The organism is Skermanella aerolata KACC 11604 (assembly GCF_000936425.1).
Taxonomy (GTDB): Bacteria; Pseudomonadota; Alphaproteobacteria; order Azospirillales; family Azospirillaceae; genus Skermanella; species Skermanella aerolata.
Genome location: NZ_AVFK01000043.1, coordinates 14,339 through 38,799, shown reverse-complemented (window position 1 = coordinate 38,799; position 24,461 = coordinate 14,339). Strand labels below are relative to the sequence as shown.

Sequence of the window (24,461 nt, the reverse complement as noted above, 5' to 3'; positions counted from 1 at the left end):
AGAGCCGACGCAACCTCACTCAACCTCATACCTGCCCGGCTTTTTGCTCCAGGTACCCTGAAAAGAAAGCGGGGCCAAACGCCGGGAAAAGGGCTGGCCCGTTCCGGCAACGCCCGGGGCCGGCGCGGCATGATCCAGCTGGCCTGTCGCTTCCTGATCTTCCAGAAGGACAGCGCCCTGGCGCAGTGGTACCGGCGACGGACCGAAAACGCCCGCGGCACCCGCAAGACCATGATCGTGGCGCTGGCCCGGAAGCTGCTCCTTGACCTGTGGCGGTTCGCCACGATCTGGACGGTGCCGGAGGGCGTTGCGCTGCGTTCGGCGGCGTGACCGCCGACGTCGAGCCGAACAGAGAAGTTCAGCGTTCCGTCGGCATGACGTGACGGAGTGCTGGTCAGGATCCGAGGTGGCGGGGTCCCGCGTGATTGCATGGCCATAGTGCCGACCGTTGAGAATGGGTCCGCCGCCCCGGAGCTTCGCCCCCGATGCGCATGGCTGCATCATGGTTCGGGTCCCCCGAGGCCCACCGAATACAAGATTGCGGCGCGATGATCCGCGCCCGATGGCGGACTCCCCTCGGACAGACGGTAGAAAACCGCTCGCCGCGAGGCAGCTCCGAAAGCCGACAAGCTTTCGGAGCAGACAGTAACGTGTTCCGGGCCGGCGTCCGCCTCAAGAGCGCGCCGCACCACTCGGTGCTGTCGCGCCGACCGGGCGCGCTCTTGACCCGGCCACCAGCCCTGTAGCGCAACCGAACTGAAGGAGCTCGATAACGATTACCGGCTTGACACCAAAAAACCCCATACAAGCAATCATTTGCCGTTAAACCCTTCTACTATCTATTCGTCCAGCATTGCTGTAATCGTCGCCTGAGATCTCTGTCTTAACAGAAGACATAGTATCTCCAGATCATTTAGAACGTGTACAGAATCGCGGTGCTGCGCCGCCTGCAGTGCTGTCTTGAGCCACACGCTCATTCCCGAGTGCTTCAAGACCCACTCGATCCGTTGCTCAGCCTCTCTCAGTTCTTTACTGGACTGCTCGGATATACCCATCTGAGTCTCTCCCATGGCCGAACGTCGCTTCATGGATTGCACTGGCCGCAAGCTGCGCGCAGGGTATGGATCGCCTCGGATTCCAACCGCGCCGGATGCGAAAGCCGAGCAGTCATTCGACCGTCTCCCAGGTCAGACTGCGGGCATAGCGGCGGATCGTGCGGCCGTCCTCATCGATGCGGAACAGATGCACCCAGCCATTGTCGACGAGCTGGCGAACGCTCGCGTGTATCTCGATCATCTGGTTGAGTACTTCCTCGGGCGCTTCGATGAACACGTTCAGCCGCAGTGGTTCGTGGACGAAGCGCTCGCCGTCATGGACCGCCTGCCAGGGTAATCCCACCTTGAGGTCGCCGGAATTGCCCTCCAGCACCCCCAGTTGCCCGACCACATTATGAAGCACCTTGTTGCCGCTGCCGAAGGCGCGGTTGTTCACGGTCGAGCCGTAATACTGAAGGTTGATCCAGCTGGCGACGACCATTGGCGCGGTTATGATCAACGCCAGCACGCCGAACCCATCGTCCCTGCGCCAGTCATAGTCATGGAGGAAAGCGCGTCCCCCGAGGTCGAGCCCACGCGTCCGTGCCCGCGGTGCGGCGATGAACACGGCATTGCCGGCGAGCCCCCATTCGGGACGAACCTGCGCCCAATCGCGGCTCCGCGCCTTCACCGCGTGATCGACGTCGGCGGTTCTGTCGATGCCGAGCAGCAGCGCGCGCTCGGCACGCGCCAGCGACGAAGCTTGGGCGAGGACCACGCGCAGACCGGCCAGATCAGCGGCAAGGGACTTGGGGAGGTTATCGGCATCGAAGATGCGGACTTCGTCGGTGGTCGTGTCGTGCAGGCAGCCCAGGAACCGGGTGTCCTCAGGGATCACGATCCCCTTGCCAGCGAGGCCGGTGCGCACCCCGGGATCGTTGAGGATGGCGGCGGCAACGCGCGCGTTCGCCTCGCCGGTGTGCCCGCCGCACGCACCGCAATCGAGAGCCGAGGCATGCGGATTGTTGACGGTCGTACTGCCGTGCCCGGTGAGCAGAACCAGCCGCGCGAAGTCCTGCGTCATGGACATGGCGCGCAGGACGGCCTCGGCCATGGCGACGCGCTGCCCGTCGTCGAAGCCGGTGAGCCGGCCACCCACCGCACGGGGCTCGAGACTCGGACCAATCCGGCCAATGACGCCCTTGTCGAGGCCGTCGGTGGTGGGATCACTGACCGTCCGGGTCAGGCCGGCGCTGTCGCCGACGAGCTTGCCGGCGAACAGCAGTCCCGCCGTCTCGACATAGGTGAACGACGACACCGCCGAGAGCTTGAATGCCTTCCACGCCCTGGCCGCGCGGCGGCGCAGCAGGCGCAGGTTGAGGATCGCCGCCTCCTCTGGCTCGGTAGCACCGGCGACCGCCTCACGCACGACAAAAGTCGGCTTCAGCAGCACCGGACATTGCGCACCGCCGCTGTTGCGGCCGATCGGCACGTACTCGATCGGGAAGCCGAAGAAGCCGGCGAAGCCGATCGTCCCGACATCAGGACAGACCGTCTCGAGCGCGCGCCGATAGACCTCGGAGCGCACGTCGATGCAGAACGCCGCCTGGAACGCCCTGCGCGCTCCCTCAGGGACTGCCGGGGGCGCTGCGAAGTGCTGCGCGAGCCGCGCCAGCAGTTGCCGCTGGTACGATGCCTCATAGGCTTCATGCAGAATGAGATCGAGCGCGAGCTCCGGATCGTCCCCGAGCCGCTCGTCCCCGGGCAAGGTCGCCGCATCGGCCATCGCCTTCACCCATGCCGCGGTGAACGTCGGGTCGGCCCGTTCGAGGAACAGCGCGTAGCCCCACACCACCCGGATCGCGAGCAGCTGGACCAGCGTGTCGTCATCACGCCCGTAGAGTGCGTTGTCCCAGGCCCGATAGCGGGCATGGGCGGCCCAGCCACCAATGTCAATCAGAGCGCGGTGTAGATAATCCTCGACCGCACGCTCGGGGATGCCGAGAGCTGCCACGACCGCGACGATCGCCTGACGCGGATCGTCGGGCATGGCGGCGACGGCTTTGCGGAAGCCCTTGATCCCCATCGTCTCCGGGTTGCGATCGAACCGGATCGTTGCGCGCCAGGCGGCGTAAGGCGGCAGCGCCCTCAATGGCAGCTTCCACGCAGCCTGACCCTGGTCGAAATAGGCCGCGCTCCACTTCGAGATCTCGTCGATCATGAATGCCGTGCGCGAGGCTTGGCGATCCCCCGCCGCCAGGCCATCGAGAACTTCGGCAACCGTCGCGACCACCGCCTTCGGCCTCTTCGCCACCGGTTCCCGCGCTGCCGCCCGACGCAGCGCAGCGACATCGCTCATCATCGCGCGAGGGCCGGACGTTGCAGCGATCGCCGCCTCCAGATCGCGGTCCTCGATCTGGCCGTTCGCCAGCGCTTCGCGGTAGAACCGGCGCGGCATCAGCATGTCGACACCAGCGAGGCGGCGCAGCGTCGCGCATGTCGCCGAAAAGCTCTGGTCGCTGAAGCCGAGGAACGGGTTGACCGCGACGAAGTGCTTGAGCGGCCATACCGGCGCGATCCTGTTGCACGCGCGGTCGATGGCGGCGTCGATCACCGGCCGTTGGGGGCTGGTTGATCGCTGCGCGGCATGCGCCGGTTCCGGCGGCTCGATCACAGGGGCGTGGCTCATGAAGGAACTCCGCTGGCCGGGGTGGAGGCAATCATCGGCCTCGGCGGCGGCGGTGGACCGGGCCACAACCGCAGCACCAGCCGGTTGGCGAGCGTGTTGACATAGAGGCCGTTGGCGAGATGGACGTAGAGCGCCTGCCATAGCGGCGCGTCGGCCTTGCCGGGCAGGACGCTCTGGAGGACGGTCACTGCCGCGAAGGCGAGCGCGACCAGGACGACGATGATGAGGTCCAGCGGACCGCGGAGCGCCTGCACCGGCGGCAGCGACCCGGCGAGCAAATGCTCCACCGTCCATTGCAGCCCGAAATAAGCGAGCGCCACCACGACGGCGAGCGCGACGGTCCGCCCGACCACATAGACGCTTGGCCGCTCGTCGAAGGCCTGGGTGATGAGGTGCGCGAGACCCAACATCACGACCGCGCCGAGCACGAACACGCCTGGCTGCCCGGTGATCGTCGCACCGAACAGCGTGCCCGCGACCAGCGCCGCCGCCAGCACCAGGCCGACGATCATCGCCATGCGGGCCGGGTGCGGCTGGCCGCCAGGGCTCGGCGACCACGACGCCCGCGCCAGATCGATGACGCTGCCCGACGAGAGGAAGGCGTGCGCTTTGTAGAGCGAGTGGGCGACGATGTGCAGCAGCGCGGCGGCGAACGCGCCGAGGCCGCATTGCAGCATCATGAACCCCATCTGCGCGATGGTTGAGTAGGCCAGCGAAACCTTGACGCTGGTCTGGGTCAGCATGACGACCGATCCGAACAGCGCGGTCACGCCGCCAACGACAACCAGGACTTCCATTGACGGCGCCGAGAGCGAGATGATATCGGCAAAGCGCAGCACGAGGAAGCCGCCGGCATTGATCACGCCGGCATGCAGCAATGCCGACACAGGCGTCGGTGTCTCCATCACTTCGGTGAGCCAGCCATGCAGCGGGAACTGCGCGGACTTGAGCAGCGCGGCGACGGCCAGGAGCACCGCGACAGCATGGATTGCGGCCGGAACTTCCTCCCCGACGCGTATCGCCTCGGCGCCGGCGAAGAGGACCGCGTAGTCGAGACTGCCGAAGGCCTGGTGGAGCAGGACCATCGCGGCGAGCAGGCAGAGATCGCCGAGACGGCTGGCCAGGAATTTCTTGCGCGCCGCGAGCACCGCCGCCTGGCGCTCGGGATAGAAGAGCAGCAACTTGTCGAGCCCGAGGCTGGTCGCGACCCACGCCAGCGCGAACTGCAACAGATTGCCCGAGATGATCAGCAGCAGCACCGCCGCCAGCGTCAGGCAGAGCCACTTCGTGAAACGGGCCTGCCCGGGGTCGCCGTCGAGATAGTTGCGGCTATAAAGGACGACGATCAGGCCGACGAACGCGACGAGCGCGACCATGATTGCGGTCAGCGCGTCGATGTAGAACCCCACGCCGATGCCAGCGATCCCCAGGGTGGTCGTTGCCAGGGGACCATTCACCGCAACGCCGACGCCCGCGGCCACGGCCAGCACCAGCGCAGAACCAGACGCCAGCGCGGCACCCCTTCCCACCCATCGATGCCCCGACCTGGCGCTGCCAGCCGCCAGTCCGGCGACGGCGAGTGTGAGCGGTCCGAGAGCGAGGCACCAGGTCAAGTTTGGCAACATGGCTGTCTCCAGCGATTAAGCGACCTACCACTTAACGCCTTCAGCCGGTTCTTAATAATACAAAGATTGCAGGACTTCGTTCGCTTTTGTAAAAGACATCGATGGCCACCCTCAACTATCACCACCTGCGTTATTTCTGGGCGATCGCTCATGAGGGCAGCCTCACCCGCGCTGCCGAGCGGCTCAACCTGTCGCAATCGGCGCTCTCGGTGCAGCTCGGCAAGCTTGAACTGCAGCTCGGCCATCCCCTGTTCGATCGAGCCGGCAAGCGCCTCATCCTCACCGAGGCCGGACGTATCGCTCTCAACTATGCGGACACCGTATTCCAGGCCGGGGACGAGCTGGTGAGCACGATGAAAGGGCGGCCGGTGGACCGGCGGCAGGCGTTCCGAGTGGGCGCGTTGACCACACTCTCGCGGAACTTCCAGTTGGAGTTCCTGAAACCGCTCGTGGGCCGGGTCGACGTCGAACTGATCATCCGCTCGGGCACCATGCGCGACCTTCTGACCCAGCTGGAAGCGCATGCGATCGACGTCGTCCTCGCAAACAGTCCCCCGCAGCACGACGCGCGGTCCGATCTGCGCAGCCACCTGCTCGATCAGCAGCCGGTCGCACTGGTCAGACGACCCGGCGTCGAGCCTGTTCCGTTCCGCTTTCCGGAAGACCTGCGGTCGCAGCCTGTCCTGCTACCGGGTCTCGACAGCGAAATCCGGGTTGCGTTCGACCGAATTCTGGAACTTGCCGGTGTGCGCCCGATTATCTTTGCCGAAGTGGACGACATGGCCATGTTGCGGCTTCTCGCCCGTGATAGCGACGGTTTGGCGCTTGTGCCGCCAATCGTGGTGCGCGACGAGCTGGCGGCCGGCCTGCTCGTCGAGGTCTGTTCGGTTCCGAACCTCAGCGAGACGTTCTACGCGATCACACAGAAGCGCCGCTTTCCGAACCCCCTGCTTGGGGAGTTGCTCCTGCGGGCGACAGACGGAAAATGATTACGTCGCTTCCGGAGCCGATTATCCCCATGGCGCCGTCCGGCTTTCAGCTTGGCCGGGTTTCTGACTCGAACGCCAGGACCTCTTTGGCGATGCCGACGGCATCGATCTCGGCCATGGCCTGCACAAGGAGCCCCAACCGGGCGCCTTCGACGAAGCGATGCTTTCCCCAGGCTCCGGCCGCCGTGCCGATATCAACCGCCATCGGGTGGGCCTGCCGCAGGCCTGCGGTTATGATACCCTCCTGGCGGAACAGTGCCATCAGCTCATCCTGCGATGGCCCATCATTGCCGGCGGAAGGGCTGCAGACTGGAAGTGCGCGCAGTCGTAGATACCCCTGGGACGGCCGGACCGGCGGCATCGTCGGTAGTGTGGATCAATCGAGCCGCCTTCCTCCACTGGTTACGACAAATGTTCCGGCGTCATTTGCCTTTGCAAAGGAGCATTACAACAGTCATTGGCGCTGGTCCTCAGCGTCTTGATGCTGGTCCTCAGCTTCTGCCACTTTTCCTCGGATGCACTGTCCTGACAGGATGCTGCTTTGACATGGCTGATCGCTCCCTCCTACCTGCAACCTTTGGTATGCAGCAGATAGAAGCTCATGCAACAGGGCCGCCGAAGCGATGATATTGAAAAGGCCCGGCCGTTATGGTGGTAACGGTTGTTCGACCAATTGCGCCAGTCAGCCGGTAGATTTTCCATGTCATCGCATACGCGACAGTTATCGCGCGACCTGTGGCCACCACCACCAGATCAGCGCGCCTGCTCCCAGTAGCCACACTGTTACGATGAGGGCCGCGCCTGCGCGGCTGACAGGTTTCCCCTCGGCCCCGGCAGCGGCGGCGCGATGCTCAGCCATCAGATCCGGAGGCATCATCCGGACAGCCAGCATAATCGCCAGAGGCAACAGGATCACTTCATCCAGGTAGCCGATGACCGGAATGAAGTCAGGGATCAGATCGATCGGTGACAGGGCGTAAGCGGCAACCGCCAGCGCGAACGCCTTGGCATACCAGGGGATGCGCGGGTCGCGGGCGGCGAGCCAGAGGGCGTGAACATCCCGCCGGATCGCCCTTGCCCATTCCCTGATCTGTCGCAGCATCCGTTCGGTTCCACACCACTTTGCCCCTTATCCCACGCCAGCGGGTGACTATCCATCACATTGTCGGCAGCTTCGCCCTACCGGTGTTTCCTGTGCCGTCGATATTGAAAGTCAGTGAAGGTTCTTTGAAGAGGGTGGCGCCACCGCCTGCCGGCATAGCGCTCGACGGCCTGCCGCGGTCGCTGTAACGTCGTCGCGGCCAACCTGCCGAGGCGCTCCCGGCGACATCGGATCGTGTTCGGGCGTGACCGCGATGTGCCGGCTGGCAACGATTTTACCGACGGATCGGACGGGTCAGCATGAGGGTTCCCCAGGATCATCCGCATCGTCTGCAGCTTTATGACGAGGCGCATGCCCGGCCGGCCGAAGCCCTGGTCGCCCCGCTCCGGCTGTCGTACCTGGCGTTGGTCTGCGACGAGGCGCGCAGCGAACAGGCGGCACGGATGGTCGATGATCTGGCCCGCCGCTTCGGTGCCGCACCGCCACCGCCCGGCGCCAATCATTACCGCGCCGACCTCGGAGCCTTCCGGCTGAAGTGGGAGCGCCACACCGAGTTCACCCGCTACAAGTTCATCGCTCCGGACAGGGTTGGTGATCCGTTCGCGGAGCCGGCGCTCAGCGCCGTTCCCGCCGACTGGGTGGCAGCCCTTCCCGGTCAGCTGACGGTGGCGACGCATGTGGTGCTTCAGCGTGCCGACGCCGCTCCGTCCGATCTCGACCGGATCGCGGGGCAGTGGTTCGGCGGCAATGCCCTGGTCGGCGCCGGGATTGCCGGAGGAGCCGCCCTGGCGGTCACCGACTATCGCATCCACGGCGACGGTTTCGGCAGGCTGCTGGTGCGCGATCACGCCATGACGCCGGGGCAGGCCGGACGCATGATCCAGCGGCTGCTGGAGCTCGATACCTACCGTCTTCTGGCCCTGCTGGCTCTGCCGGTGGCCCGTGAGCTGGCCTCGCCGCTTTCCGGGTGCGAACGCGAGTTGGCACGTATCACGGCCGCCCTGATGAGTGTCCGCGAAGCGGATGAGCCGCTGCTGCTCGAGCAGCTGACGCGGCTGGCGGCCGGGATCGAGAACCGCCAGTCGGACAACCTGTACCGCTTCAGCGCGGCCGCCGCCTACTACGAACTGGTGCGACGGCGAATTGCCGAGTTGCGCGAGGAGCGGATCCAGGGCCTGCAGACATTCCAGGAGTTCATCGAGCGGCGCCTGGCACCGGCGATGAACACCTGCGACTGGGTCGTGGCGCGGCAGGACTCGCTGTCGCAGCGGGTGGCGCGGGCGACGCGGCTGCTGTCGATCCGTGTCGCAATTACCCAGGAGCGTCAGACCCAGGCGGTGCTGGAGTCGATGAACCGGCGGGCCCGGCTGCAGCTGCGGCTGCAGGAAACCGTCGAGGGCCTGTCGGTGGCGGCCGTGACCTACTACGTCGTTGGCCTGGTCGGCTACGCCGCCAAGGCTCTGCGGCAGGCCGGCATCGACATCGATCCCGAGCTGGCGATGGGTGTCAGCATCCCGATCGTCGCGCTCCTGACGGCGCTGGGCGTGCGCCGGATCCGCCGGATGGTCGCGCGGAGCACCTGACCAGGCAAGCAGCGTCCCGTGTCGTGATCCGACAATTCTGTATCGGCTTTCGATCCGATCAGTCTGCTCATGACAAGACATTGGTCCCGAGCTTCCCGGCTACCGCATAGTCTGCGGCTTCGGGTTGCCCGTGAAAAACCACTGAGTCATACTTCGCGAAGTTTCAGAATTGAAAAACAGAGAATGGCTTTGGATCAGTCGAAGACGTTGCCGCTCCCCCAGCGCATCCTGGAAACCTACGACGATCTGACAAGGAGTGAGCGGCGTCTGGCTGATCTGCTCCTGGAGAACGCGGACGCACTCGTGCTCTATTCGGCCTCGATGCTTTCTGTACGGGCCGGAATTTCAAAGGCAACGACGGCACGGTTTTTTCAGCGTCTCGGCTACCCGAGTTTCAAGTCCGCCCAGAAGGAAGCCAGAAAACCGGCGGCTCCGGCATCTCCTGAGACTGTCAGAATTGGGCGGTTTGCTTCGAGCAAGGCGGACCTGGGAGATCATCTCGCATCCGACATGCAGAACCTGGTACGCTCGGTCGAACAGCTGCGTTCCGACGAGATCGCCCAGGCCGTCAACCTGCTCGCCCGCGCTGAAAAGCTCTGGGTTGTCGGTTTTGGGGACAATTACGCGCTGGCGCACTTTGCCCGGGCACTGCTGATCCGCGTCAAGCCGGACATCCGCATGGTGCCGATCGGCGGCTTCTCGGTTCCGGAAGAGTTCGCTTCGATCCGTTCGACCGATGCCATGCTGGCCCTCGGCATCGGTCGGCGGACACGGAGCCTTCGCTCGATCATGGCGTCAGCGATGCGGGCTGATGCTCAGGTTCTGCTGGTCACGGACCAGGCGACGCGAGCGGCTACCGAGGTTGCGACGGTTACTCTGCGCTGCCGGACCAAGGGTTCGGGAGTCTTCGACAGCGTGGTCGCGCCGGTTTCTCTGCTGACATATCTCTGCTCCACTCTGGCACTGCGGATTGGCCAGTCGGCAATCGACCGGTTGCAGTTTATCGAACGCATCCATGAGGAATGGGGTGACATCCTGTCCGGCGATATCTGAGTGGTCCGGATCTGCTGAAATCTGACTGAAGATCAGCCATTTATTCAACACAAATGAAAATGCTCTCCCCGGTAATGAAATTTTGTTGACTCGAATTTTCACGCGCCTCAGGCTGGACATCTCAACGACTGTAAAACCTGATCCCTTTCGGCTCAGACCTCAAGCGATCAACCAAGCTGTCCGTCGTGCCGCGATAGTTCGTCAGGCCCTGGGTGCTGCGTCCCAGCCACAACCTTCGGCTGGGAGGGGATAGGCCCGAGCGCGAGCTGTTGACCAGACGGCAGGGGGAGCGAGTATGAAACAGAGCATCCGAAAAGCCCTGGTATCGGCCGCGGCGACCATCCTGCTTGGCGGCATCGCCCCGGCGGCATCGGCCAGGGATATCGTCTGGGCACGCTACGGCGACATGGACACACTTGATCCGCACCGCGCGACGAGTACGTTGTCGCTTCAGGTCTGGAGTCTCGTCTACGACACCCTGCTTGCCGTTGACGCCACCGGAAAACCGGTGCCGAATGTGGCCAGGTCCTGGACTACCAGCACCGACGGCACCGAGTACACGTTTAAGCTCAATGAGGGGGTGGTATGCCACGACGGCACACCGCTCGATGCCAACGACGTTAAGTACACTGTCGACCGGGCCTTCGATACCAGCAATCCCAGCCTGACCAAAGCGAGCTGGGGACCAGTCACGTCAGTGGAGGTGATTGATCCACTGACCGTCACGATCAAGCTCGACAAGCCGTTCGTGGCCCTGGTTCCATTTCTCGCCGACAGTTTTTCCTCAATCATCTGCGACAGCAGCAAGGACGCACCCGGGTTCGGGTCGACAGCTGCCATCGGTTCCGGACCCTGGAAATTTGTGTCATGGACCAAGGGGGACAGGATCGTCCTGACGGGAAATACCTCCTACAGGAACTTCGGAAAGCTCGCGGAGAATAAGGGCGCTCCCTATATGGAAGGTCTTGTCATCACAACGGTTCCCGAGCCACAGGCCCGTCTGGCGGGCCTGAAGACCGGCGCCATTCAGATTGCGGAACCGCCGCTCGACGATGTGCCGGCGCTTAAACAATCCGGTGACTTGAAGATCGTGATCGCCGGGAACACCGGACAGAACGTGTTCTGGGAATTCGCCGTCCACCGTCCGCCGTTCAACGATCCCCGTGCCCGCCGGGCTGTGGCGCACGCGACCGACGCCGCTGCTGCGATCGACCTGATCTACGGCGATCTCTCGCTGCCGGAAAAGTGCCCGATCTCGCGCGGCGTGTTTGGCAATGATCAGGAATTCTGCGCCCGGCACGGCCAGTCCTACGATCCGGAGAAAGCGAGGGCGCTCCTTGCGGAACTGGGCTACGGTCCGGACAAACCGCTTGAGGTCACGATGATCGCCTGGACCGGCGGCAAGCGCGACAAGCTCGCCGAAGTGTTCCAGAGCCAGCTTGCGGAGGTGGGGATCACGGCCAGGATTGAGATCATGGACATCGGAACCATGAATGCCCGGGTCCGGCAGGAGAATGAGAAGCGCGACGGGATCGGCAGCCTGGATATGATGACTTGGTCCTGGTTCGACCCGGATATCCTCTACGCCCTCTGGCATTCACCGGGTGCCTATCGCGGCTACACTTCGTCCGAACTGGACGCAATGCTCGAGAAGACCCGTGTGCTGAGCGATCAGGCCGAGCGCGAGGCCGCCGTGCGTGACGTCATGGCCTATCTGCTCGAGAACGCCATCCACGTGCCCCTCTACACACCCGGCTGGGAATGGGTCTTCGCGGTGCGTCCCGAGGTGACGGGTTTCAAGGTGGCGCCGTTCGTCTACCCCGTCTTCAACGACGTCAGGTTCTGAACCGGTCGGGTCTCCCCGGGCGGGACCCGGCCGTCTTTACCATATCCGCGAGGGGTTGCCGCATGTGGCAATTTATCGGCCGGCGCGTCGCACTGGGCGTTCTGACGATCTTCATCACCACGGTTGCCGTGACGCTCCTGATCCATCTGGTGCCGGGAGATCCCGTTCAGATCATGTATGCCCAGAGTCAGGGCACGACGCCGGAGCAGATCGAGCAGATCCGGACATCCCTGGGTCTCGACCGTTCGATCCCGGAACAGTATGTCCGCTTTGTCGGGCGCTTGCTGGAAGGCGATCTTGGGGTGACCGTGCGCGGCCGGCAGCCGGTACTCGACCTGCTGCTTCAGCGGCTTCCAAACACGCTGGCGCTTGCCTTCTCGGCCATGGCCGTGGCCGCGGTTCTCGGTCTTCCCCTGGGATTTCTGGCCGCTTACCGGCGCGGAACCATGCTCGACACGGCGCTCATGACGCTGGCCATAGCGGGCGTGTCAGTTCCCCACTTCTGGCTGGGGCTGCTGCTGCTTTTCGCCTTTGCGGTGGAACTCCAGTGGCTGCCTGTTGCGGGCACCGGGCCGCTGAACCTCGTGCTTCCGGCCCTGACGCTGGGTCTATCCAACGCGGCGATCGTCGCCCGCATGACCCGCTCCTCAATGATTGACGTGATGAGTCAGGATTTCGTCCGCACCGCCCACGCGAAGGGCCTGCCGAAGGCCATGGTGCTCGAACGCCATGTCCTCAGGGCCGGGCTCGTTCCGATCATCACGATGGCGGGCCTGCAGTTCGCCGCCATGATGGGCGGTGCCATCGTGGTCGAGAACATCTTTGCCTGGAACGGCGTCGGCCGGTTGGCGATCGAGGCGATCTTCCAGCGTGATTATCCGATGATCCAGGGCTTCATCCTGGTCTTCGCCACGGTCGTGGTCGTCATGTCCATCCTGCTGGATGTCGTCTATGCCCTGGTCGACCCGCGTATCCGGAGAGGATGACAATGCTCGCGGACCAAACGACAGCCGACCTCGCTTCATCGCCTCTGGAAACGGGCCGGCCCGAAGCCCGCAGCGGTTTTGCCGCACGCCTGTTCCGGTCGCCGGGTGGCATCATCGGCCTGGCCATCATTGCCCTGCTGGTCATTCTGGCCGTGTTCGCGGACAGCCTCGCCCCCTTCTCACCGACCAGGATGGGAGCCGGCCGGCGCCTGCTGGAGCCGTCCTGGCGGCATCTCGCCGGCACCGACGAATTCGGCCGCGACATGTTCTCCCGCATCGTGCACGGAGCCCGTCTGACACTGAAGATCGGGGCGATCGCCGTCGGCATTTCCCTGGCTGCCGGCCTGACCATCGGGCTGATTGCCGCCTACGCCCGGGGCATCGTGGAAGCCGTGCTGATGCGGCTGTCGGATGTCCTGTTCTCCTTCACTGAAACCCTGATCGCTCTGGCCTGTGTCGCCGTCCTGGGACCGAGCCTGGAGAACGCCATGGTCGCCGTCGGACTGGCGGGCATTCCCTATTATGCCCGCACCGCCTACGCCTCGGCCCTGGTGGAGGTATCGAAACCCTACTTCGAAGCGGCAATCGCCGCCGGCGCGGGTCCGGTCCGCCTCGTGCTGCTCCACCTCCTGCCCAACATCCTGCCGACCATGGTCGTGGTCGCGACTCTCGGCCTGTCCTCAGCAATTTTGGCGGCGGCGGGTCTCAGCTTTCTCGGTCTCGGCGCTCAGCCGCCCGCGCCGGAATGGGGCGCCATGCTCTCGGCCGGGCGCGACTTCTTCAACCGGGCACCCTGGCTGATGCTTTATCCCGGTTTGTCGATTGCACTCGTCGTCCTGGCCTTCAACCTGCTGGGCGACGCCATGCGCGAAGCTCTTGATCCGCGGGGAGCCGACTGATGAGCAACTCTCTGCTTGACGTTTCATCCCTGTCGGTTGCATTCGGCAGTCGGACGCCGCGGACCGTAGTCGATCAGGTGAGCTTTAGCGTAGCACCCGGAGAGACCGTCGCGCTTGTCGGCGAGAGCGGCTCCGGCAAAAGCGTGACGGCGCTGGCGATCATGGGGCTGCTGCCTACGCCTGTGGCGCGCCAGAGTTCCGGACGCATCCTGTTCGAGAACCGCGACCTGGGTGGTTTGTCCGACGGGGAGAGGCGGCGGTTGCGCGGTGGCAGGATCGGCATGATCTTCCAGGAACCGATGACGTCGCTGAACCCGGTGCTGTCGATCGGCCGCCAGATGACCGAGGCGCTGGAGGTTCATCGCGGTCTCAGCCGGGCTGCAGCGAAGCGACGTGCCGCCGGGATGCTCGACCGGGTCGGGATCGCTGATCCGGAACGGCGGCTGCGGCAGTTTCCGCACGAGTTTTCCGGTGGCATGCGCCAGCGCGTGATGATCGCCGCCGTCATGGCCTTGGAGCCGCTTCTCGTCATTGCTGACGAGCCGACCACCGCGCTCGACGTCACGATCCAGGCTCAGATCCTCGACCTGATGCGTGCTGTTACGCACGAGGCCGGGACCAGCCTCCTTCTGATCACGCATGACATGGGCGTCGTGGCGGAGATGGCCGACCGCGTGGTCGTCATGCGACGCGGGCGCGTCGTCGAAATGAAGACCGCCCAGCGGCTGTTCCGGGAACCGGAAGAGGATTACACGCGCCACCTTCTCGCGGCAGTCCCCCGGATCGACGGCGTGACCCGTGAGCCATCTGCAGCGGGCACAACCCAGGCCGCGCTGTCCCTGTCCGGTGTCACAAAGAGCTTTGACCGGGGATCGTGGTTCAGGAGAACTCCACGCGCTTTGGCGGTCGCCGACGTGTCGCTCCGCATTGCCGCCGGCGAAACCCTGGCGCTGGTTGGCGAGAGCGGATCGGGCAAGTCGACGCTCGGCCGGATCGCCGCCCGGCTGATCGATGCCGATTCCGGCCATATCGAGGTTTGCGGCACGGATCTGACGGCGCTCTCGGGCGCACCCCTTCGCCGTGCCCGGCGCGCGGTTCAGATGGTGTTTCAGGATCCTTACGCGTCGCTTGATCCCCGTTTCACAGTGGCCCGGACACTGGCGGAACCGATGCTGATCGCGGGCACCATGGACCGCTCGGGCATCCGCCGGGACGTTTATCGCCTACTCGACCGGGTTGGGCTGCCTGCCACCGCGGCTGAGCGCCTGCCGCACCAGTTTTCCGGGGGTCAGCGTCAGCGCATCGCGATCGCGCGGGCGCTCGCGGCCAGACCCGCCATTATCATCGCCGACGAACCCACATCGGCGCTGGATGTATCGATCCAGGCGCAGATCCTCGAGCTTCTCGCCGAAGTCCAGTGCGAACGGGGGCTCGCCTTCCTGTTCATTACGCATGATCTGGCGGTTGTCCGTAAAGTCGCGCACCGGGTTGCCGTCATGCGGGCCGGCAGGATCGTCGAAATGGGTTTGACCGGCACTGTACTCGATACTCCGGCGCACCCCTATACCGCCGCCCTTCTCTCGGCGGTGCCGGTTCCCGATCCGACCGTTCGGCAGAGAACCAGGCTTCTCTGCCCACCCGATGTTCCCAGCGGACCGCTCCGCGCCCTCTCGCCATCACACTGGGTCGCATCATGACGATCGGTATCGCCGCACACGGGCCCCTGGCCGGTCGTGCCATCCTTGATGGGCTCGCTCTGGCTGAGCGGATCGGCAAGGGCGCCGTTGGAGGCTTCGTCAGTCTTGTTGTCATTGGTGTAGATGGCCGTCTGCACCGGGCCGAGACCCAGCAGGGCGGCACGACGTCCCTTTTTGGCGGCGGGACCATTCCTGTGGTCATCGCCGAAGCACAGTTCGCCGCACTGATGTCGAGCGGACCCGACCGTCCCGCTCCCCTGTCGCAGTTTACCCCCGCTGATGCTGGTATCGGCCTGGTGACAGGGCACCGCCTGCCCAATACGGTCGGGTCCAACGGGATTGCGCTCAACGTCGAAGTCCTGGCCCTGATGCGGAGCGGACTCGGACCCGCAGAGGCGGTCGAGCAGGTTTTGGCCGAAAATCCAACAGTAGACGGGGGCATCATAGCCATCTCGGTCGATGGCAGGATCCACGCGGCCGACACCGCCTATGTGGCGATGTTCCACGATGCTGGCAAGGCTGTTCTCCATTCAGCCTTTGATCCTGGGATCACCGTGGCTGTCCTTCACAACGCGATCCGGCCGTGGCGCGGTCTGGGGCTCGTCGTCGCCGAGACCGTTCTCGATGTGATGGATCCACCGGATGCAGCCGACCGGGAGGTCCACCTGGTATCGGGCATTCCCGTTGTTTCCGGTCCTGGGAACTCCATCCACGTCGATGAGAGCGGCGCTGCCATCCGGCTGACCGTGTCGAATCGCAAATTCCTTACCGGCGAATGGCATCTGGGACTGGGGCCACATGCAAGCATCGTCGTTGCCAACAGAAATGTCGGCGTCGCTCTTTACGAGCCGTACCTGGTGCTCTCCGACGGGTACTTACGGAGCGTCGATGGAGTTGATGAATTCGAATTACCGGTGCGATGCCGTCGACAATGATGGCAGCCTGTATAGGGGATCCAACTCTGCCAGTGGCAAAAACCGAAGTGCCGCAGCGTGATCCAGCAGGCAGGCCGCGACGTTTCAGTCACCCTGTTGTGCGAAATTGTTCCATCCGCTTGCTTGTCCCAGGAGAATTGTCGTTAATATAGTCCGATGAAGTAGCTGTTTTGTGGGGCGGGATTTATCCGACCGGAATGCTCCTGCCGGTTCCCGGTGCGGCTGCTGATGTCAGTCGCCTCTCGAGTGCGACGATCTCGTCCCTGACCGCGAGGCGCGCCACCTTCAGGCGCTTGAGCAGCAGTCCATCGGGGTACCGGCGACCGGCCTCGGTGTCGGCGGCCTGGTCGTAGCGCCGGTGGAGATCACGCAATGCCTGCAGGCGGGTGCCGATCTGATCGAGGGGGAACAGTCTGGTCATCACGAATAGCCTCCCTTGGCGTGGTGGATGGTGAGCATGGGGTGGGGTCAGGTTGGTTCCTCGTTGCCGACGCCCGGGGTCTGCTCGCCGCGCGTCTTCCACAGCGAGTAGAGGACGCCGGCGGCCAGCAGCCCGAAGGTCACCGACAGTGAGATGGCGGGATCCAGCTTGCCGTAGAGCTGGTTCCAGAAGATCTTGCCGCCGATGAAGATCAGCACCGCCGACAGCGCGATCTTGAGATACTTGAACCGGTGTACCATCGCGGCCAGGGCGAAGTAGAGGGCGCGCAGGCCGAGGATGGCGAAGATGTTGGAGGTGTAGACGATGAAGGGATCGGTCGTGATCGCGAAGATCGCCGGCACCGAGTCGACGGCGAACACCAGGTCGGCGAACTCGATCAGCAGCAGGGCCAGCAGCAGCGGTGTTGCATGGCGCGCCAGCCGCCCGGTCGCCGGATCGGGCAGGGTGACCCAGAAGCGGTTGCCGTGCAGCTCGGCGGTGACCCGCAGGTGCCGGCGCAGGAAGCGCAGCAGCGGGTTGTCCTCGACGGCCGGCATGCTGTCGCCGACCGCCAGCATCTTGATGCCGGTGACGATCAGGAAGGCGCCGAAGATGTAGAGCACCCAGGAGAATTCGGTGACCAGCGCCGCACCCAGCCCGATCATCAGGCCACGCAGCACGATCACGCCCAGGATGCCCCAGAACAGCACCCGGTGCTGGTAGAGCCGCGGCACCGCGAAGTAGCTGAAGATCAGGCCGATGACGAAGACGTTGTCCATCGCCAGCGCCTTTTCCAGGGCGAAGCCGGTAAAGTACTCCATGCCGGAACCGGGGCCGAAATACCACCAGACCCAGCCGCCGAAGCCGGCGGCGATGGCGATGTAGAAGGCCGAGAGCCACAGGCTTTCGGCGATGCCGATCTCGTGGTCCTTTTTGTTGAGGACGCCGAGATCGAAGGCCAGTAGGGCCATGACGATGCCGATGAACAGCAGCCAGATCCAGGTGGGCTTGCCCAGGAACGGGTCGGCGAGAACGGCCGCAATGAGTTCCATGTCATCCTCTGCGGCAACGGCGGCGGCTCACCCTAGAGCCGCCGCGGCGCGTCCGACATCGCAACCGGGGAAGGTTGCCAGAGGGGCCCGGACGATTGATGCTTCAGGTCGGGAGCAGCATTGCTGGCAGTTGGTGGCGCATCAACCTAGCGGGATAGGCGCCGGCCGAGCCGACCGTTTGCTGCTCCGGTTTGCCGGTCAGGCTGGTGACGGCTTCCCGTGCAGTCCAACCTGCCAAGCCGCAGGAACCCGGAATAGTAAGGAAGTACGGACCAGATGCCTGGTCAGGGAGTTGCCCCGCCGGCCACGGCGTGTGGCGGCGAGAGGATGGCAAAACCTGAGGGTGTGCATGACAGGGTCCTCCTCGATCGAGCTGGAAAGCTGCGTCGCAAGGAGTCCGACATCGCGGAAGCTTGATCGCTGCCGCCAGAGGGGCCCGGACCCGAGACATCCCAGCAGATGTGAAAGGTATTCCTCATTGCAAGGGGTGACCTGCAAGAAACTTCTTCGTCGCTGAAGACAACGGTGCTGAGGGTAGGACGCGGGAGGATCATCGCCGGCTCGGGAGTGGTTTCCTGACGTGATCGTGGGGGTGTTGTCGGGATCCCTCAGGCGGTACCGGCCAACTCCACTCCATGTTCATTCAAGCCGGTTTGCTATCGTGCGGTAGGCCCAAGGGGCGACGCATGAAACGGACCGTCACATCCCATAAGCCCATTTGATGCGTCGCTCCTGGATCGTGGTTCAATCGGTTTGTTTCTTCTGCACGGCGGCATCGGCGCACCGATCACATTCATCGGCGAGATGCCGGAACACCCTGGCCAGTTCCCTGGCCCCACTATATTGGGTACACCCGGCAATCGCGACACCCAGCATGGTTTCCAGAATGTAGACCTCCTGGTGCCCATCCTCGGTCAGCTTGGCGATCGTATCGGTCAGTGTGGCCTCAATAGCTTCAACCTGCATTTGCGTCTTCATGGCTGCTCCCCCTCAGTCTGCCAGCTGTAACGGGCTCAGCCGGTAATCATTGCAGACCATTCAGTTCGCGGGTTCACCCATATTACCGCTGGATATAGTTCCAGTACATTGAGACTAAATTTTTCACGCGTCGCTCCGGATGTACCCCGAGGACGGTTGGAGCAAAGCTCATGACAGCGCCTGCACCAGCCCGCGCAGGCTGAGCAGGACGATCACCACCCCGACCAGGATCATCAGCGGCCGGTCGGGAACCCGGCAGGTCAGGTACGCCGCGAACGGTGCCGCCAGCACACCGCCGAGCACCAGACCGAGGATGATCGGCCACAGGTCCAGCCCGATGGTCAGGAAGAACGTCGCCGAAATCGCCGTGGTGACGAAGAACTCCGACAGGTTGACCGATCCGATGGCCAGGCGCGGCGTTGTGCCCTGACCGATCAGGGTCGAGGTAACGGTGGCGCCCCAGCCGCCACCGCCGATGGCGTCGAGAAAGCCGCCGACTAGTCCGAGGGCGGTCAGGTGGCGGGGTGGGTCGGACCGCGGCAGAGCGGGACGCACGGCCTTCCACAGGATCAGACCACCCATCAGAAGCAGGTAGAGGCTGACCACCAGGCGGACGATGCCGCCCGGCAGGCCAACCAGGACAACAGCGCCCAGGACGCCGCCGATCACGCCCGGTACCGCGAGGCGGCGCAGCAGGGTCACGCAGACATTGCCGCGCCGCCAGTGAGCCAGGCCCGAGGCGCCGGTGGTGAAGACCTCGGCGGCGTGGACGCTGGCGCTGGCCGTCGCCGGCGGCACGCCCAGTCCGAGCAGCACGCTGGTTGCGGTCACGCCGTAGGCCATGCCCAGCGCCCCATCGACAATTTGCGCCGCGAAGCCGACGGCGATAAAGAGCAGGAGGTCCGTTCCCATCGCGCTCACCCTCAGGACAGCAGGGGCAGCAGGTGTGCGGTCGGCTCCGTGGGTTCAACCCCCAACATGATCATGAGCACGGTTCGGTCGGAACAGTGCACGATTTCGTTATGGCGCATGCCTCGAAACGCCGTGACGGAAGCGTCGTTGCCGCTTTCGGGAGTGGCAGGAGCAACAGGCAGAGCTTGGCGGCTTGCGGTGAGAGCAATGAGCCGAACGGCACGCTGCTCTCACCGGTCAGGAGCCCCGGGATTGTACTCAGAAGGCGACACCGATCGCCCCGAACAGCCCGAAGATCAGGGCAAGCAGCAGCACGGCGGCGAGCAGTCCGAGACCATGGCCAACCAGCACGTAAACACCGTCCCGCCCCAACAGGCCCAGCGCCAGAACCACGATCGCGGCACCGGGGAAGGCGTTGCCGAAGGGGACCGGAAACGCCAGGATCACGCCCTGGGCAACGATCATGAGACCGGCTGCCGTCGCCCCGGCTCCTGAGCTGAAGCGCACCAGCCGCGGCCGCATGCGCTTTTCGGTCCGGCGCAGAAACGGGATGGCGCGCCGAAGCACCGCGTCGAGCAGTGCCCGCGGCAGCCGCCGGGAAGCGACGAAGGCGGGCGGAGCGATGTCGCCGCCGCTGATCAGCATCCGGGTGACGATCACCGCGACCGTGCTGCCGAGAACAAGACCAACCGGCAGTCCGGGGGAGGGGACCAGCGCCAGCAGTCCAAACAACAGGACCGTCACCATCGTGGCGCCGCTGCCGAAGTGGGCCATGGTCTGGCCGACGGTCGGTCCCATGTCCCCCGCCAGCCTGCGGATGCCGATCAGCTGACGGGCCAGTGACTGCGTGCTCAGGCTACTCATCGCGTCTTCCCCGGTCAGGCAGCGTGCTGCATCGTGATCGGCAGCCCGGTCAGGGCGATCCCGGAACGGGTCAGGCCGGCTCGACCCGCTCCCGGGCCGTGTGGGAAATGGCTCCTCCGGCAGGCGGCTCCTGCGGCGGCGGCAACCAGGCCAGGGATGGCAGGGACTGACTGCCCCAGGTCACCAGGGCGTGGCTGCGCACGAGACGATGAACATCCTCGATCAGCCAGGCGCGCCGGCATCCGATCAGATCGAGCTGACGATCCGACAACTGCTCAAATACAGTGTGGATCTTCCAGACATCGCGGTCGAAGCGCCAGTCGCGGTAGCGCTCCAGTGCCGCCTCTTTCACGTGCAGGCACCAGCCGCCGGCACGCCGTGCCAGGGTCATTGGCGATGCTGGGGGGGGCTCCGGCTGGAAGTCAAAGGTCGAGACCATGGCAAGCTCCTTTCGATCCGGTCAGAAGTTGCCAACAAACGCCCCAGCCCGGCCTTTCATTCAGGGGCCGGTAAAAATATCCAGGTTGGGCGCTGATGCCCGACGGTTCACGACAGGGCGGAACCGCCCGCAACCGGGATCCGGCGACACCCCGCAGCGGATGCTGCCGGCACAGCCACGCCGCAGGACCACGCAGCTTCAGGAACGTCGTGGATCGATCCTCCGCGAACCCGCCGCGAGCGCGGCGCCGGGCAGCGGAAGGGAGCGTGACGGTGACGACGGATGTAAACAGGAGTTCAGGCGTTCTTTCCCGCTCAGCAGGCAGCTTCCAGCAAGGGGGCTGGAAGCGTGAGCCCCGCGGTTCACCCGCCGCCTGCCGGTCGGAAAACAGGCGCTGCTGCCGGGAGATCGCTCATCCAGCGACAGCGATGGCCGATATCCCGACCGGTATTCCGGGGTGCGGGAGTTCCGTGTCACAGACGCGAGGAGAGTGACGATGACGATCCGGGAAATGCTTGTCCATGTTCCGGCCACCGGCGAGACCGGACCGGTGATCGATTTGGCGATAGGTCTGGCGGGCAGGCTCGGGGCGCGCCTGTCGGCCCTGTACACGATCCGCCGGTTGATGATGGTGAGCGCCCTGTTCGGCAGGCACTCGCCCATACTGGCGGACGCGGCGCGGCAGGAGTATGCCCGGGCGCAGGATGTGGAAAGAGCGTTTCGCGCGCGGGTCGACACCGCGGACCTCGCGGTTCGCTGGTCCGTCGGCGAGGGTGATGCGGCGGCGCTGGTCCGCTGGGCAGGCCGCCTGCACGACCTGATCGTCGTGCCGCAGAGCAGCCCGGCGACCGATGAGATCGGCTTCGACGTGCCGGAGCATGCCGTCTACCGCAGCGGCTGCCCGACCCTGATCGTGCCGAGGACCCCCCCGGTCACCAGCGTTGCCGAGCACGTCGCGGTGTTGTGGGATGGCCGGCGCGACACCGCCCTGGCCGTGCGCGGTGCTGTGTCCGTGCTCGCCATCGCCCGCCAAGTGACCGTCCTTGCCGCTCCGGAAAGGGGCTCGCCGGACATCCTCAGGCCGGCGCCGTTCAGCATCCAGGATTACCTGTCCGGGCACGGCATCCAGGCCGAGCTGAAGCGGCTTGATCCGGAAGCAACGCTCGGCTTCGGAGCCGTTCTTGACAGTGTGGTTGGGCACGGGGCCGATCTCCTGGTTGCCGGAGCCCCTGAGCACGCCCTGGTTCCCGTGCATCTGGGCCGTCCCAACCGGCTGGACCTGCTGCACCGGAGCCCTGTTCCCGTTCTCCTTGCCCACTAAAGTCAGCCGGCAAGATCCCTCTGCCCGTCCGAAAATCATGACAGGCACGGATGAAGACCGGAGCTCGCGCGTTGTTTCGCCAAGCTTGCGTTACAGGAGATCGTGCATGGCCCGCCCGTCTGTTGTCGAAACGCTTCACGAGCACATCGTCAGCCTGCGCCGCTTCGCCCTGGTCCTGACGCGCAACCGCGATGACGCGGAGGACCTCGTGCAGGAAACCCTGACCCGTGCGATCGCCGCCGTCGACAGCTTCCAGCCGGGTACCGACCTACGGGTCTGGCTGTTCCGGATCATGAGCAACACCCACGTCAACACGCTGCGCAAACGGCAGGTGCGCGACGCCGCCCGCGCCAGTTTGCCCGATCCGGTGGTCGAGGCGACGCAGTCGCTGCATGTCGAGGTCCGGCAGCTGCTCGCCGCCCTCGACGAACTCCCGGATGCTCAACGCGAAGCCATCGTCCTGATGGCACTCGGGGACCTGAAGTACAAGGACGCCGCACAGGTGCTTGGCGTACCGCTCGGCACCTTCATGTCACGCATCGCGCGCGGCCGCGAAGCTCTGCGTTGCGCCATGGAGGGGATAAAAAGCATCAGGTTCCGGATAGTTGGAGGCAGCCTATGAAATCCGCAGTCAGCGAAACCGAGCTGAACGCCTACCTCGACGGTCAGCTCCCGCCCGGGCAGGCGGCGCGCCTGGAGGTGCTCTTGGCCGAAGATCCGGATGGGTCGAGCCGGCTGAAGGCCATGGCCGAGCACAAGCAGCTGCTGCGCTTTGTCCTGACAGCACTGCCGAACGGAGAAGATGAGCCGCGACAGCAGCCCCTCCATACTATTCTGCAGACACACGGAGCGGCTCCGACAGCGGCAGCGACGCAGTCCCTGACCACCAGGGTCCGGCAGCTGCTCGCCGCCCTTGATCGGCTGCCCGACAGGCAGTGCGAAGCTCTCGTTCTGCTGGCATTCTGGAACATGAAGTACGGCGATGCCGCGCGGGTTCTCGATATTCCGCCGGAAGCCTTCCTGTCCCATGTTGTCTGCGGTCGAAAAGCTCTCCTCCGCACCCTGGGTAGTAAGGATCGTGTAAACAGCGTCAAGTTCCAGATCGTTGAGGGAGACCAGCCATGAAGTCCGCGCTCAGCGAGACGGATCTGGCCGCCTATATCGACGGTGAGCTTTCGGTCGAGCAGGCGGTTTGCCTCGAGGCGCTGCTCGCCGGCGATCCGGAGGCGCGCAGCCGCCTGGACGCCATGACCGGGCAGAAGCAGATGCTGCGCGCAGCCCTCCTGACCCTGCCGGCCGACGAGGGTGCACCGCGCACCCTCGAGCTCGAGCACCGTCTGGCCAGCCGGCTGCGGCAGCGGGAGCAGGTTTCCCGCGGTGACTGGATGGTGGGCGACTGGCTGCGCCGGGCAGCCGCCGCGGTCCTCCTCGTCGCCGCCGGCTGGGGCGGCCACATGACCTATGCCGACCTGTCGCACCCGCTGCCGGAGTACGTGGCGGAGGCGGCCGGAGCCCATCTGGTGTTCGCCGATAATCCGCTGCGTCCGGCCGACGTCGATCCGACCCAGCCGCTTCAGATGGCAACCTGGCTGTCGAGCCGGCTCGGCAAGGCGATCACGGTGCCGTCGCTGGAGCCGCTGAACATCACGTTCGTCAGCGCCCGCCTGCTCGGCACCAAGGAGGGGCCGCTCGCCCAGGTGGTTTACGAGGACCAGAACAGGCACCGCATGACGCTGTCGATCGCGCCGCACGGCTACCAGGGCAACACCGCGATCCTCCACGCCGAGCGTGACGGCATCAATCTCGCCTACTGGAGCGACCCCGAGCTCAGCTACGTTCTAGCCGCCAGAACCACTGCCACCCAGATCGAGGCGATCGCGGCGGAGATCATGACCGCCGGCGAGGATGCGGCGGAATGAACCGGGCACTCTGCTGACAGGCTGTCGCCGCGCCAGGTCGAGGGAAGGAGCGTTTCGGAGGAAACGCTCCTTGTTTTTTGCCCGGTAACCGTCCTGCGGCGGGATGAAACGGAACCG

The 24,461-nt window shown here is 64.9% G+C and carries 23 protein-coding genes; 13 read left to right on the top strand and 10 right to left on the bottom strand.

The window, feature by feature from the left end:
* Positions 1 to 129: 129 nt before the first annotated feature.
* Positions 130 to 330: a hypothetical protein gene (locus tag N826_RS31800; protein WP_044435692.1), complete on the top strand. Its 201-nt coding sequence runs from the start codon at positions 130 to 132 to the stop codon at positions 328 to 330.
* An 837-nt stretch (positions 331 to 1,167) separates the two neighbouring features.
* Here the strand turns inward: N826_RS31800 and N826_RS31790 are convergent.
* Both N826_RS31790 and N826_RS31785 read right to left on the bottom strand, forming a co-directional pair.
* A complete protein-coding gene (locus N826_RS31790; RefSeq protein ID WP_084721346.1) occupies positions 1,168 to 3,723 on the bottom strand; it encodes a YbcC family protein in 2,556 nt (851 codons plus the stop codon).
* Positions 3,720 to 5,348 carry an NADH-quinone oxidoreductase subunit L gene (locus tag N826_RS31785; protein WP_052832403.1) on the bottom strand — a complete coding sequence of 543 codons (1,629 nt, stop codon included), beginning with the start codon at positions 5,346 to 5,348 and terminating at the stop codon, positions 3,720 to 3,722. The genes N826_RS31790 and N826_RS31785 overlap by 4 nt, the downstream gene beginning before the upstream one ends.
* 101 nt (positions 5,349 to 5,449) lie before the next feature.
* Here N826_RS31785 and N826_RS31780 point away from each other — a divergent pair, with 101 nt between their 5' ends.
* Entirely contained in the window at positions 5,450 to 6,337 is an 888-nt protein-coding gene (locus N826_RS31780) for a LysR family transcriptional regulator (protein WP_044435688.1), read from the top strand.
* Between the two features lie 46 nt (positions 6,338 to 6,383).
* Here the strand turns inward: N826_RS31780 and N826_RS31775 are convergent, their stop codons facing one another.
* Together N826_RS31775 and N826_RS31770 are read right to left on the bottom strand one after the other, a co-directional pair.
* Positions 6,384 to 6,599 (bottom strand): hypothetical protein, encoded by a 216-nt coding sequence (locus N826_RS31775; protein ID WP_044435686.1) that lies wholly within the window; start codon positions 6,597 to 6,599, stop codon positions 6,384 to 6,386.
* Between the two features lie 459 nt (positions 6,600 to 7,058).
* On the bottom strand, positions 7,059 to 7,439 hold the full coding sequence (locus N826_RS31770; protein ID WP_044435684.1) for a YkvA family protein: 381 nt from the start codon (positions 7,437 to 7,439) through the stop codon (positions 7,059 to 7,061).
* Between the two features lie 299 nt (positions 7,440 to 7,738).
* On the opposite strand from N826_RS31770, the gene N826_RS31765 reads away from it, so the two are divergent.
* The 7 genes from N826_RS31765 (at position 7,739) to N826_RS40745 (ending at position 16,438) form a co-directional block, all read left to right on the top strand.
* On the top strand, positions 7,739 to 9,022 hold the full coding sequence (locus N826_RS31765) for a DUF3422 family protein (protein ID WP_044435683.1): 1,284 nt from the start codon (positions 7,739 to 7,741) through the stop codon (positions 9,020 to 9,022).
* A 183-nt stretch (positions 9,023 to 9,205) separates the two neighbouring features.
* The gene (locus N826_RS31760) at positions 9,206 to 10,075 is read left to right on the top strand and encodes a MurR/RpiR family transcriptional regulator (RefSeq protein ID WP_044435681.1); all 870 of its coding nucleotides are present in this window, start codon (positions 9,206 to 9,208) and stop codon (positions 10,073 to 10,075) included.
* A 295-nt stretch (positions 10,076 to 10,370) separates the two neighbouring features.
* Positions 10,371 to 11,921, top strand: a complete 1,551-nt coding sequence (locus N826_RS31755; protein WP_084721345.1) for an ABC transporter substrate-binding protein — start codon at positions 10,371 to 10,373, stop codon at positions 11,919 to 11,921.
* 62 nt (positions 11,922 to 11,983) lie between these two features.
* Complete coding sequence (locus tag N826_RS31750) at positions 11,984 to 12,907, top strand: ABC transporter permease (RefSeq protein WP_044435679.1); 924 nt, start codon at positions 11,984 to 11,986, stop codon at positions 12,905 to 12,907.
* Positions 12,908 to 12,909: 2 nt separating this feature from the next.
* On the top strand, positions 12,910 to 13,806 hold the full coding sequence (locus N826_RS31745) for an ABC transporter permease (protein WP_044435678.1): 897 nt from the start codon (positions 12,910 to 12,912) through the stop codon (positions 13,804 to 13,806).
* On the top strand, positions 13,806 to 15,503 hold the full coding sequence (locus N826_RS31740; RefSeq protein WP_044435676.1) for a dipeptide ABC transporter ATP-binding protein: 1,698 nt from the start codon (positions 13,806 to 13,808) through the stop codon (positions 15,501 to 15,503). The genes N826_RS31745 and N826_RS31740 overlap by 1 nt, the downstream gene beginning before the upstream one ends.
* The gene (locus N826_RS40745) at positions 15,500 to 16,438 is read left to right on the top strand and encodes a DUF6963 family protein (RefSeq protein WP_052832401.1); all 939 of its coding nucleotides are present in this window, start codon (positions 15,500 to 15,502) and stop codon (positions 16,436 to 16,438) included. Before N826_RS31740 ends, N826_RS40745 begins: the two co-directional genes overlap by 4 nt.
* A gap of 184 nt (positions 16,439 to 16,622) precedes the next feature.
* Here N826_RS40745 and N826_RS31730 read toward each other — a convergent pair whose 3' ends face one another.
* The 6 genes from N826_RS31730 to N826_RS31705 all read right to left on the bottom strand — a co-directional run bounded on the left by N826_RS31730 (position 16,623) and on the right by N826_RS31705 (position 21,104).
* Positions 16,623 to 16,859, bottom strand: a complete 237-nt coding sequence (locus N826_RS31730; protein ID WP_044435674.1) for an HP1242/YdcH family protein — start codon at positions 16,857 to 16,859, stop codon at positions 16,623 to 16,625.
* A gap of 47 nt (positions 16,860 to 16,906) precedes the next feature.
* Positions 16,907 to 17,911, bottom strand: a complete 1,005-nt coding sequence (locus N826_RS31725) for a TerC family protein (protein WP_044435672.1) — start codon at positions 17,909 to 17,911, stop codon at positions 16,907 to 16,909.
* A 744-nt stretch (positions 17,912 to 18,655) separates the two neighbouring features.
* Entirely contained in the window at positions 18,656 to 18,889 is a 234-nt protein-coding gene (locus N826_RS31720; RefSeq protein WP_044435671.1) for a hypothetical protein, read from the bottom strand.
* Positions 18,890 to 19,057: 168 nt separating this feature from the next.
* Positions 19,058 to 19,801: a sulfite exporter TauE/SafE family protein gene (locus tag N826_RS31715; protein WP_044435669.1), complete on the bottom strand. Its 744-nt coding sequence runs from the start codon at positions 19,799 to 19,801 to the stop codon at positions 19,058 to 19,060.
* Positions 19,802 to 20,059: 258 nt separating this feature from the next.
* The gene (locus N826_RS31710) at positions 20,060 to 20,665 is read right to left on the bottom strand and encodes an exopolysaccharide biosynthesis protein (RefSeq protein WP_044435667.1); all 606 of its coding nucleotides are present in this window, start codon (positions 20,663 to 20,665) and stop codon (positions 20,060 to 20,062) included.
* Positions 20,666 to 20,735: 70 nt separating this feature from the next.
* Entirely contained in the window at positions 20,736 to 21,104 is a 369-nt protein-coding gene (locus tag N826_RS31705) for a hypothetical protein (protein WP_147041193.1), read from the bottom strand.
* Between the two features lie 496 nt (positions 21,105 to 21,600).
* On the opposite strand from N826_RS31705, the gene N826_RS31700 reads away from it, so the two are divergent.
* The 4 genes from N826_RS31700 (at position 21,601) to N826_RS31685 (ending at position 24,344) form a co-directional block, all read left to right on the top strand.
* Positions 21,601 to 22,425 carry a universal stress protein gene (locus N826_RS31700; RefSeq protein ID WP_044435663.1) on the top strand — a complete coding sequence of 275 codons (825 nt, stop codon included), beginning with the start codon at positions 21,601 to 21,603 and terminating at the stop codon, positions 22,423 to 22,425.
* A gap of 106 nt (positions 22,426 to 22,531) precedes the next feature.
* On the top strand, positions 22,532 to 23,047 hold the full coding sequence (locus tag N826_RS31695) for a sigma-70 family RNA polymerase sigma factor (protein ID WP_044435662.1): 516 nt from the start codon (positions 22,532 to 22,534) through the stop codon (positions 23,045 to 23,047).
* A complete protein-coding gene (locus N826_RS31690; protein ID WP_044435661.1) occupies positions 23,044 to 23,550 on the top strand; it encodes a hypothetical protein in 507 nt (168 codons plus the stop codon). Before N826_RS31695 ends, N826_RS31690 begins: the two co-directional genes overlap by 4 nt.
* Positions 23,547 to 24,344, top strand: a complete 798-nt coding sequence (locus N826_RS31685) for an anti-sigma factor family protein (RefSeq protein WP_044435659.1) — start codon at positions 23,547 to 23,549, stop codon at positions 24,342 to 24,344. The genes N826_RS31690 and N826_RS31685 overlap by 4 nt, the downstream gene beginning before the upstream one ends.
* The last annotated feature ends 117 nt before the right edge of the window (positions 24,345 to 24,461 follow it).